A 9,301-nucleotide genomic window follows, 5' to 3' on the forward strand; every position below is an offset into this window, starting at 1 on the left:
GTCTGCTGATTTGCGGGGCTGCCGAGCCTTGTCTTTGTATTTGCCGTGCAACGCCAGGCGCTTCAAGGCGCGCCGTACTGCTGAGCCATCAGCAACTCCCGCAGTCGCTGGGCCGTTGCCACCGGCTGCCTTTGGTTCAGTGCAAGTGCAATGCCGATCTGCGGCAGATTGGCGGTATCGGCCAGCTCGCGGAACACGACGCCGGGCGTGGCTGCCTTGGCCACCACGGCGGGCACCAGCGCAACCCCCAGGCCCGCGCCGACCAGGCTCACCAGGGTTTGTGCCTGCACAGCGTGCTGCTTGATCTGCGGTAGAAAGCCCGCATTCTGGCAGGCCAGCACGACCAGGGCGTGCTGGCCGGGCACTTCGCTGGGGCGGTAGTTGACGAAAGGTTCGTGGGCGAGGTCAATCAGCCGCAGCTCGTCCTTGATCAGCAGTGGGTTGCCGGCAGGCAGGGCGGCAATCAGACGGTCGGGCTCGACCATGGCGATGTCCAGGTCGGTGGCCTGCGTGACCGGGTAGCGCAGCAGGCCTGCGTCGAAGTCGCCACTGGCAACGTGGGCACAGATTTCGCGCGTGGTCGATTCGGTCAGCACCAGGTCAATGGCGGGGTAGGCTGCCCGAAAAGCCTGTACCAGCTGCGGAATCAGCGAAAACGTGGCCGAACCGATGAAACCGATGTGCAGGCGGCCGATTTCGCCACTGGCCGTGGCCTGCGATACGGCCTTGACCTGCCGGGCATGGTAGAGCGCGAGCTTGGCGCTCTCCAGCGCTGCCACGCCCGCGGTGCTCAGTACGGTGCCGCGCCGGTCGCGCTCGAACAGCTGCACGCCCAGGTCGTCTTCCAGCTTGCGGATGGATTGCGACAGGGGCGGCTGCGACATATGCAACTGCTCGGCAGCCTGCCGGTAGTTCAGGGTTTGCGCCAGGGTGACGAAGTGGCGCAGCTGGCGCAGATCCATTGATACCTCCTGCATATCAGCGGCTGTCAATTACGACATAGACATGTGCGTCAAACATATCAAATAATCGTCTTCATTGCTATCACCACAACGACGGAGACAAGCCTTGGGTGCATTGACAGGCGTGCGGGTGCTGGACCTTTCCAGCGTGATTTTCGGCCCCATGGCCAGCCAGGTGCTGGCCGACTACGGCGCAGAGGTGATCAAGATTGAGCCGCCAGCGGGCGATTCCACGCGCTACACCGGCCCGGCGGTGGAGCCGGGCATGGCGGCAATGTTCATGGGCTCCAACCGCAGCAAGAAGAGTGTGGTGCTCGATCTGAAAAAGCCCCAGGCGCAGGCGGCGCTGCATGCGCTTTTGCAGAGCGCCGACGTGTTCATGCACAGCATGCGCCCGCAAAAGCTGGCCAAGCTGGGGCTCGATCCGGACAACCTGCGCAGGCAGTATCCGCGCCTCATCTACGTGGGCCTGCATGGTTTTGGCGAAGACGGCCCCTATGCGGGCCTGCCTGCTTATGACGATGTGATCCAGGGCATGAGCGGCCTGGCAGACCTGATGGAGCGCCAGACGGGTGAGGCCCGCTACCTGCCCACCATTGCGGCCGACAAGACCTGCGGCCTCGTGGGTGCGCACGCGGTGCTGGCGGCCTTGTACCAGCGCGAGCGTACGGGCGAGGGCAGTTTTGTGGAAGTGCCCATGTACGAAACCATGGTGGGTTTCAACCTGGTGGAGCATTTCTACGGCATGCATTTCACCCCTGCGCTCAGTGGCGCAGGTTATCCGCGCGTGATGGCGCCCTGGCGCAAGCCTTATCGAACGCTGGACGGCCATGTCTGCATGATGCCGTACACCGATGCGCACTGGCGCCGCTTTTTTGCGGCGATCGGCCAGCCCCAGCTGGCGCAGGATGAGCGCTTTGCCACACAGGCCATGCGCACCCGCAACATTGCGCTGCTGCTGGAGACGATGAGCAGCTATGTCGCGCAAAAGGAAACGGCTTACTGGCTGGCCACCTGTGAGGAGCTGGAGATTCCAGCCGCCCCGGTGGCGCGCATGGACGACCTGCCCCATGACCCGCACCTGCAGGCCACGGGTTTTTTTGTGGAAAAGGAAGACGCCGCCATGGGCGTTGTGAAGTTTCCGCGTTCGTCCGTGCGTATCAACGGTACGCAGCCCGCCATCGGCATGCCGCCGCGCCTGGGCGAGCACACGCAGGCGCTGCTGCGCGAGGCTGGCTGGGACGACGCGCGCATTGCGGCACTGCAGTCGGATAACTCCTGAATAGATAGTATGAAGCGGAGACAGAATGAGCGCGAGCAACCTGATTTCTTCTACTGAAAACCGTGCGGCTGCGCTGGCTGGTACGCCGCGCATGGGGCAGGGCTTTGTCTGGCAGGATCTGCGGATGGGTCAGCAGCTGCGCACCTTCCGCCGTACGGTGACCGAGACCGATCTGGTCAATTTCATCAACACCACGGGAATGCTCGAAGCGATCTTTATCGAAGACGGCTACGACGGCGGCGCCATTCAGGGCCGCCCGGTGCCTGGCGCGCTCACCTACACCCTGATCGAAGGCTTCATTCTGCAAAGCATGATCCAGGGCACGGGCCTGGCCATGCTGGAGCTGCACCAGAAGATTCTGGCCCCGGTGGTGGTGGGCGACACCGTAGAGGCGTTGGTGGAAGTGACCGACATCAAGCCAACGAGCAAAGGTGGCCGCGCGGTGGTGACATCGCGGATTGAGGTCTACAACCAGCGGCAGGAGCAGGTGATGGTGTATACCGCCGTGCGCCTGCTGGCGGGTCGTGGGGCATAGCGCGCTGTCGCAGATGCTGTGACCGGGCTGCCTTGCATACCAATCGCTTTGAAGAGAAAAAACAGGAGACACACGATGAAATACGGATTTTTACGCGGTACGGCGCTGCTCGCCGTTGCCGTGGCGGCAGTCTGTGGTGCGGCGCAGGCGCAGGATGCCTGGCCGAGCAAGCCGATCACGCTGGTCGTGCCCTTCCCGCCAGGGGGGCCAACCGACATGGTGGCGCGGGTGCTGGCGCAGCAGGTGGGCCAGCAGCTGGGACAGTCGGTCATCGTGGACAACCGCCCCGGAGCCAATGGCAACATCGGCAACGCGATGGTGGCCAAGGCACCCGCTGATGGCTATACCGTGCTCTACAACACCTCGTCGATTGCGCTGAGCCCATCGCTCTACAAAAAACTGAGCTATGACGTGGCGAAGGATCTGCGCCCGGTGGCGTTGACGGCGGTGGTGCCGCTTGGGCTCGTTGTCAATCCCAAGGTGCCCGTGAGCACCGTGCAGGAATTGGTGAAGTACGCGCAGGACAACAAGGGCAAGCTCTCGTACGGCTCGGCGGGCAATGGCAATGTCACCCATCTGGCAGCGTTTCAGGTGGTGCAGCACTACAAAATTGACGCAAGTCATGTTCCCTACAAAGGCAGCGCTCCGGCCGACGTGGATCTGGTGGCTGGCCAGATCGATTTCATGACCGACACCATCAACTCGGTGGCGCCTTTCATCAAGGACGGAAGGCTCAAGCTGCTGGCTGTCAGCACCGCAACGCGCATTCCCAATTTTCCCAACGCGCCGACACTGGCTGAAAGCGGCATGACCGGGTTTGAGGCCGGTGCCTGGCAAGGCGTGATGGTGCCCGCCAAAACGCCCGATGCGATCGTGGAGCGCCTCAACGCGGAGCTGATGAAGGCCCTCAAGGACCCGGGTGTGCTGGAGAAGCTGCGCGTGCAGGGCACCGAACCGCTGGGCTCCACCCCCAAGGCGTATGGCGACTACATCCAGAGCGAAATCAAGCGCTGGGCGGGCGTTGTCAAAAGCACGGGTGTGTCCCTGGATTGAACGAAAGCAACACCATGACGATTCTCAATGGATTGGGCCTGACGCGCATCCCGCCAGAAGGCGAGGCGTTGCGCGCCGAAGTCCGCGCTTTTCTGCAAGAGGCGGTCAAGGACATTCCTGCGCATATCCGCGCCAAATCCTGGAGTGGTTATGACCCTGCCTTCAGCCGCAAGCTGGGCGAAAAAGGCTGGCTGGGCATGACCTTTCCCACCGCCTACGGCGGCCATGCACAGGGCGCCTTTGCGCGCTACGTGGTGGTGGAGGAGTTGCTGAACTTCGGCGCGCCCGTGGGTTCGCACTGGATTGCCGAGCGCCAGAGCGCCCCGCTGATCCTGAAATACGGCACTGAGGCGCAAAAACAGCGCTATGTACCGCCCGTGGCGCGCGGTGAGAGCTTTTTCTGCATCGGCATGAGCGAGCCCAATGCTGGGTCGGACCTTGCCAGCGTGCGCACGCGCGCCGTGCCCAATGATGCGGGTTGGCTGCTCAACGGCCAGAAAATCTGGACGACCAATGCCCAGCACTGTCAGTACATGATTGCGCTGGTGCGCACCTCGGGCGAGGCGACAGACCGCCACAAGGGCCTGTCGCAGCTGATTGTGGATCTGAGCCTGCCCGGTGTGACCGTGCGGCCGATCGAAGACATGTCGGGCGACAGCCACTTCTGCGAAGTGTTTTTCGACAACGTGCAACTGGCGCCCGATGCGCTGGTGGGCGCCGAAGGGCAGGGCTGGGAGCAGGTGACGGCCGAGCTGGCCTTTGAGCGCAGCGGGCCCGAGCGCCTGTTCTCGTCCGTGGTACTGTTCGACCAGTGGCTGGCCTTTTTGCGCACCGAGGCAGCACCTCGCACTGAATCGCTCAGGCTCGCAGGCCAGATCCTCACGCGGCTGGCCCCGCTGCGCGCGCTATCCGTGGCGGTGCAGGAAAAGCTGGTGCAGGGCCAGAGCCCCATCGTGGAGGCCGCTCTCGTCAAAGACCAGGGCACGGTGCTGGAGCAGTACATTCCCGCCGCGATTGCCGATGACCTGATGGCGCGGGAGGGCGCCGCCATTCCGCACGAGTTGCTGCTCACGCTGAACTACCTCACCCTGGTCTCGCCGTGCTACACACTGCGCGGCGGCACCCGCAGCATTCTGCGCGGCATGATTGCACGCGGCCTGGGCCTGCGCTGACCGCAAGGAGAAGAACATGGACCATTTGATCATTGATGCCCTGCGTGATGTGCTGACCGGGCAATGCACGCCTGCCGTGGTGCGCGCTATAGAAAATGAAGTTGCAGCGCACAATGGGTGTGCGCCAGAGGCGGATTTGACCAAAATTTCTGCCACGGCGGCAACCCTGTGGCAGCAGATCGAGGAGACTGGCTTCGCCGACCTCTTGCTGCCCGAAGAGGCGGGTGGGGCGGGCCTTGCGCTGCGCGACGCCTTTGCCGTCTGGGATCTGCTGGGCCAGCACGCCATGCCACTGCCACTGCCCGAAACCATGCTGGCGCGGGCCTGGCTGGTGGCGGCTGGCGTGGCCGTACCGCAGGGCGCGATTGCGCTTGCGCCGCATCTGCTGGTGGAAGGCAACGGCCTTTGCGCAACTGGTGTGCGCGGCGCCCGCGTGGCGCAATGGGTACTGGGCCAGCAGGGCAGCGATCTGCTGCTGCTGCCAGTGGCTGGCGCGCAGGCCAGCCCGAGCATTTTTGTACTCGATGCCGATCTGCGCTGGAAGGCCGAAACCCTGGCCTCGGCCATCCGCGTGGCAGCGCCCGCATCCTTGCTGGTGGCACAGGCGGGGCTGGTGTCGGCGCTGCTGGCAGGCAGCCTGCTCACCACCTTCGAGAGCACGCTCAATTTTGCCAACGAACGCCAGCAGTTTGGCCGCCCGATCGGCAAGTTCCAGGCCATTCAGCACGAGTTGGCGGTGATGGCCGAGCATGTCAGCGCGGCCCGCATGGCCGCACAGATCGCCTGCGAGGCCGGTGGCGTGCTGGCCGATCCGCTCAAGGTGGCTGTGGGCAAGGCGCGCACCGGCGAGGCCGCGGTGGAGGTGGCGTCGCTCGCGCATTCCATCCATGGCGCGATTGGATTTACTACCGAATTTGACCTGCAGCTGTTCACCCGCAGGCTGCATCTGTGGCGCCAGACGGCGGGCAGCGAAAGCTATTGGCAGCTGCAGGCGGGCCAGGCCCTGGTGGCAGCGGGCGGCATGAGCCTCGATGTGATCCGCCAGATCACTGGCAGCGCCGCTGCTGCTGCCTGACCCGGCGCCGCGCCCAACCCGGTCCGCTGCCGGATTTGGCACCTGATTGACCGCAGCCAGCGCCGTTTTTCGGCTATGGTTGCGGTTTTGTTTTTACATCCGTTTCTCAATCATTCGAGTACGCGAAGGCAAAGCGCAGGCAGTGCTGACGCACGACAAGCGACGCCGACAAAGTAATCGGATGATTGAGAGGCGGAATAACGATAAGGAGTCAGTATGTCGATTTACACGGAAGACGTACAAAGCGAAGTGCACGGCCGCATTGGCTTCATCACCCTGAACCGCCCCAAGGCGCTGAACGCACTGTCGCTGGCGATGGTGCGTGAGCTGATGGACCTGCTGCTGCGCTGGCAAAAGGACGAGAACATCGTCGCCGTCGCCATTCGCGGCAGCAACAAGGACGGCGCATTCGGGGCCTTCTGCGCAGGCGGCGACATCCGCTTTCTGCACGCAGCGGGCATGGCGGGCAACCCCGAGCTGGAAGACTTCTTTACCGAGGAATATGCGCTCAACCACCTGATCCACCACTTTGGCAAGCCCTACATCGCCTTCATGGACGGCATCGTAATGGGTGGAGGCATGGGGATCAGCCAGGGCGGCACTATGCGCATCGTGACCGAGCGCACCAAGATGGCCATGCCGGAAACCGCGATTGGCCTGTTCCCCGATGTGGGCGGCGGCTACTTTCTCTCGCGCTGCCCTGGCCACGTGGGCGAGTATCTCGCGCTGACCGGCCAGATGATCGGCGCGGCCGACGCCATCGCCTACAAGCTTGCCGACGGCTACCTGCCCAGCAGCGAGCAGGCCGCAGTATGGGACGGGCTGGTCACCGGCAGCTTTGCCAATGCCAAGGCGGTAGAAGATTTTATTGCTTCTAAATTAATAGCGACTCCTGCACGTCAAGCAGCCGCTGATGCTGAAATTGACCAGTATTTTTCCAAAGGCGATGTGCCCTCCATCATCCACGCCCTGGAAGCGGCTGGCAGCGATTTCGCCAAGGCAACGGCAGAGACCCTGCGCAAGCGCTCGCCGCTGATGCTGTACGTGGTGCTGGAGCAGATCCGCCGCGCCCGCCAGCAGACCCTGGCCGACGATCTGCGCATGGAGCGCGACATGGTGCGCCACTGCTTCTACCTGCGGGCAGACCGCAAGAGCGAGACGCTCGAAGGCATCCGGGCACTCGCGGTAGACAAGGACCACACCCCCCGCTGGAGCCCTGCACAGATTGAAGAGGTGGACCTGGGCGAAGTGGCACAGATGTTTGCGAGCCCCTGGCCCGCACATGCGCATCCGCTGGCGCACCTGAAGGGCTGAGTAAAGGATCGCCCTTCAAAAGCAAAGCCACACATCGGGCGGCTCTGTAGTTGTCGCAAATTGTTGCGTAATGTCGTTAAGTTGTTGTTTTTTAAGTATGTGAAGTAGTCTCTTCGATGGCAAACGCCGCGACATTGGCCTAGGGTACTACGAGGACGTAACCCTAAGCCAGGCGCGAGACGAGGCCCGAGAAAAGCGCCGCGCTGTGCGCCTCGGGCTGGATGTGGGGCTGCCGCCAGTGGGCCAGCGCGGGGCGTTGGTGGCGGCTGAATCCAAATCAGTGGCGCATACGTTTGAGGCCGTGGCGCTGGAATTTTTTGAGTCCCAAAGCAGCGCATGAAAGCGGGCATAGAGCACCGAGTCTCGCTGAGCGATCAGGCATTGGCGTTGTTGGAGAAAGTGCCGCGCATTGAGGGTGCTGAGCTGCTGTTTCCGTCTCGATCTGGGCAGCTCCCCATAGCCAATCTCGCATTGAGTGCAATCATGCATCGCCATGGGTTGGAATACGTACCGCACGGCTTCCGGTCAACTTTCCGGGATTGGGCCGGTGACCACACGAAATAACCTCGAGAAATTCTGGAAGCGTCCTTGGCCTACGCGGTGGGCTCCAAGGTGGAGGCAGCATAGCCGAGCCGCCACTTATCGCGCGCAAGCCGAAGCCGACTCCACTGCCCGCCGCGATCTTGCAGATAAGGCCTCAGCCCTCGATGCAAGTCTTGCAGAAGGCGTCGGAGTGGTCGCGGAACTCGGAGGCGCTCTTAAACAGCGAGACGCCGAAGCAGCTGCGCTGTGCGATCAGGTGAACATCGAGCGCAGATTGCACGCCGATGCGGGCGACCAGGCCTGCAGCTCCAAATAGAAAAAGCCTCCCCGGCGCTGAACTGCGCCACTATGGCACTTGGGAGGCTTTTTCCGTTTGTGGGGCCGTATGTGCATAGGCCTCTGTGGCTTCTTCTTTCGGGATCGGAAACGCAGGTGATCAGAGTTTTGCGCGCGCAGACCTTTTTGGCGGTCTTCCCCTTGGCTTTGGTGGTGGCGCGTAGCACTGCCCAGGAAAAAAACTGTCTCTACTTCTCTAAGTGAGACTAGACCGAATCCCGGCGTTTTTAACAGGTCGTTTGGATACGCTTTAGCAACTTGCTCCTCAGAAATAATGCCTCTTCTAGCCAGTGCATTGAGTGCCCGGGTGGTAAGCCTATTTGTTAATGGGGAATACTGGGGGGAGAAAGATTTAGCCATTTAATTTTGAATCTTTAGCACGCACGCGAATCCCTCGCTCCCCGACAGTATCAGAGAATGACGACTAAGTACAAGCACTGTTTGTCAAGCATTATTAATGATGGCTGAAGTTAATTCAAATATCGAATCGCGCAATCCAATATTTGAATCTATGCGAGAATTTACAACGAAAGCCTAGTTATTAACAATTCACGGAATGCAAGTGCTGCTGATTTCAATAATTCTGTGAGATGATAGCCAGTTGCTATTTTTGTAAATATTTATTGAATTAACTGATGTTGTGGGAAAGGATTTAGGGTAACTGATTGATGTGACATCAAGGAGTTTTCCAGTTTGGAGGTTTTATGAAATCTATGATTTTGAGAAAAATATTTGTTGCTTTTATATTTTTGAGTGCCAGCTATTCATATGCTGCAGACGGTGATTGGGATCTTTCTTCTTTTTCATACACTGAAGGTGCGGAGTCTCATATTGTAACGGATAAAGTTAATTCTTTAGGTGCGCCTAGTGTTGGATTAACTGTTGATCAAGCGATTTCGGGATCAACCACATCGGGACAAATTATATCGGGAAATGGCTTTGTTGCACAAATCCGGGCCGCAGCGGTAGTAGGCTCGGATGATGAGTGAGACGAACTGGGGTCGGCGCAAGTACCGCACCACAAACTGG

Annotated in this window: 9 protein-coding genes and 1 pseudogene; 8 read left to right on the plus strand and 2 right to left on the minus strand. The window is 60.9% G+C overall.

Translation table 11 applies throughout. The annotated features are described in order from the left end of the window. Positions 1 to 62: 62 nt before the first annotated feature. Positions 63 to 962, minus strand: coding sequence for a LysR family transcriptional regulator (locus HNP33_RS14905; protein ID WP_184709719.1), 900 nt, complete (start codon positions 960 to 962; stop codon positions 63 to 65). A 106-nt stretch (positions 963 to 1,068) separates the two neighbouring features. Between HNP33_RS14905 and HNP33_RS14910 the strand changes: the two genes are divergently transcribed. From HNP33_RS14910 to HNP33_RS21345, 7 genes and pseudogenes are all read left to right on the plus strand, one after another. Then, a complete protein-coding gene (locus tag HNP33_RS14910) occupies positions 1,069 to 2,244 on the plus strand; it encodes a CaiB/BaiF CoA transferase family protein (RefSeq protein WP_184709717.1) in 1,176 nt (391 codons plus the stop codon). A gap of 25 nt (positions 2,245 to 2,269) precedes the next feature. Continuing rightward, positions 2,270 to 2,779, plus strand: coding sequence for a MaoC family dehydratase (locus HNP33_RS14915; protein WP_184709715.1), 510 nt, complete (start codon positions 2,270 to 2,272; stop codon positions 2,777 to 2,779). Between the two features lie 75 nt (positions 2,780 to 2,854). Then, positions 2,855 to 3,832, plus strand: coding sequence for a Bug family tripartite tricarboxylate transporter substrate binding protein (locus tag HNP33_RS14920; RefSeq protein WP_184709714.1), 978 nt, complete (start codon positions 2,855 to 2,857; stop codon positions 3,830 to 3,832). Between the two features lie 14 nt (positions 3,833 to 3,846). Beyond that, complete coding sequence (locus tag HNP33_RS14925; protein ID WP_184709712.1) at positions 3,847 to 5,004, plus strand: acyl-CoA dehydrogenase family protein; 1,158 nt, start codon at positions 3,847 to 3,849, stop codon at positions 5,002 to 5,004. 16 nt (positions 5,005 to 5,020) lie between these two features. Beyond that, complete coding sequence (locus HNP33_RS14930; protein ID WP_184709710.1) at positions 5,021 to 6,079, plus strand: acyl-CoA dehydrogenase; 1,059 nt, start codon at positions 5,021 to 5,023, stop codon at positions 6,077 to 6,079. A 216-nt stretch (positions 6,080 to 6,295) separates the two neighbouring features. After that, a complete protein-coding gene (locus tag HNP33_RS14935; protein WP_184709708.1) occupies positions 6,296 to 7,393 on the plus strand; it encodes an enoyl-CoA hydratase/isomerase family protein in 1,098 nt (365 codons plus the stop codon). 127 nt (positions 7,394 to 7,520) lie between these two features. Continuing rightward, positions 7,521 to 7,733: pseudogene (locus tag HNP33_RS21345) on the plus strand (Arm DNA-binding domain-containing protein); the annotation flags it as partial. Positions 7,734 to 8,188: 455 nt separating this feature from the next. Here the strand turns inward: HNP33_RS21345 and HNP33_RS21350 are convergent. After that, positions 8,189 to 8,632 carry a DNA-directed RNA polymerase subunit alpha C-terminal domain-containing protein gene (locus tag HNP33_RS21350; RefSeq protein WP_184709707.1) on the minus strand — a complete coding sequence of 148 codons (444 nt, stop codon included), beginning with the start codon at positions 8,630 to 8,632 and terminating at the stop codon, positions 8,189 to 8,191. A gap of 344 nt (positions 8,633 to 8,976) precedes the next feature. Between HNP33_RS21350 and HNP33_RS14945 the strand changes: the two genes are divergently transcribed. After that, positions 8,977 to 9,261 (plus strand): hypothetical protein, encoded by a 285-nt coding sequence (locus tag HNP33_RS14945; protein WP_184709705.1) that lies wholly within the window; start codon positions 8,977 to 8,979, stop codon positions 9,259 to 9,261. The last annotated feature ends 40 nt before the right edge of the window (positions 9,262 to 9,301 follow it).

This window comes from Comamonas odontotermitis (genome assembly GCF_014207855.1).
Classification (GTDB): domain Bacteria; phylum Pseudomonadota; class Gammaproteobacteria; order Burkholderiales; family Burkholderiaceae_C; genus Comamonas; species Comamonas odontotermitis_A.

Bases quoted from the DNA above. Each gene is read 5' to 3' on its own strand.
- HNP33_RS14905 (WP_184709719.1), bottom strand. From the start codon at position 962: ATGGATCTGCGCCAGCTGCGCCACTTCGTCACCCTGGCGCAAACCCTG.
- HNP33_RS14915 (WP_184709715.1), top strand. From the start codon at position 2,270: ATGAGCGCGAGCAACCTGATTTCTTCTACTGAAAACCGTGCGGCTGCG.
- HNP33_RS14920 (WP_184709714.1), top strand. From the start codon at position 2,855: ATGAAATACGGATTTTTACGCGGTACGGCGCTGCTCGCCGTTGCCGTG.
- HNP33_RS14925 (WP_184709712.1), top strand. From the start codon at position 3,847: ATGACGATTCTCAATGGATTGGGCCTGACGCGCATCCCGCCAGAAGGC.
- HNP33_RS14930 (WP_184709710.1), top strand. From the start codon at position 5,021: ATGGACCATTTGATCATTGATGCCCTGCGTGATGTGCTGACCGGGCAA.
- HNP33_RS14935 (WP_184709708.1), top strand. From the start codon at position 6,296: ATGTCGATTTACACGGAAGACGTACAAAGCGAAGTGCACGGCCGCATT.
- HNP33_RS21350 (WP_184709707.1), bottom strand. From the start codon at position 8,632: ATGGCTAAATCTTTCTCCCCCCAGTATTCCCCATTAACAAATAGGCTT.
- HNP33_RS14945 (WP_184709705.1), top strand. From the start codon at position 8,977: ATGAAATCTATGATTTTGAGAAAAATATTTGTTGCTTTTATATTTTTG.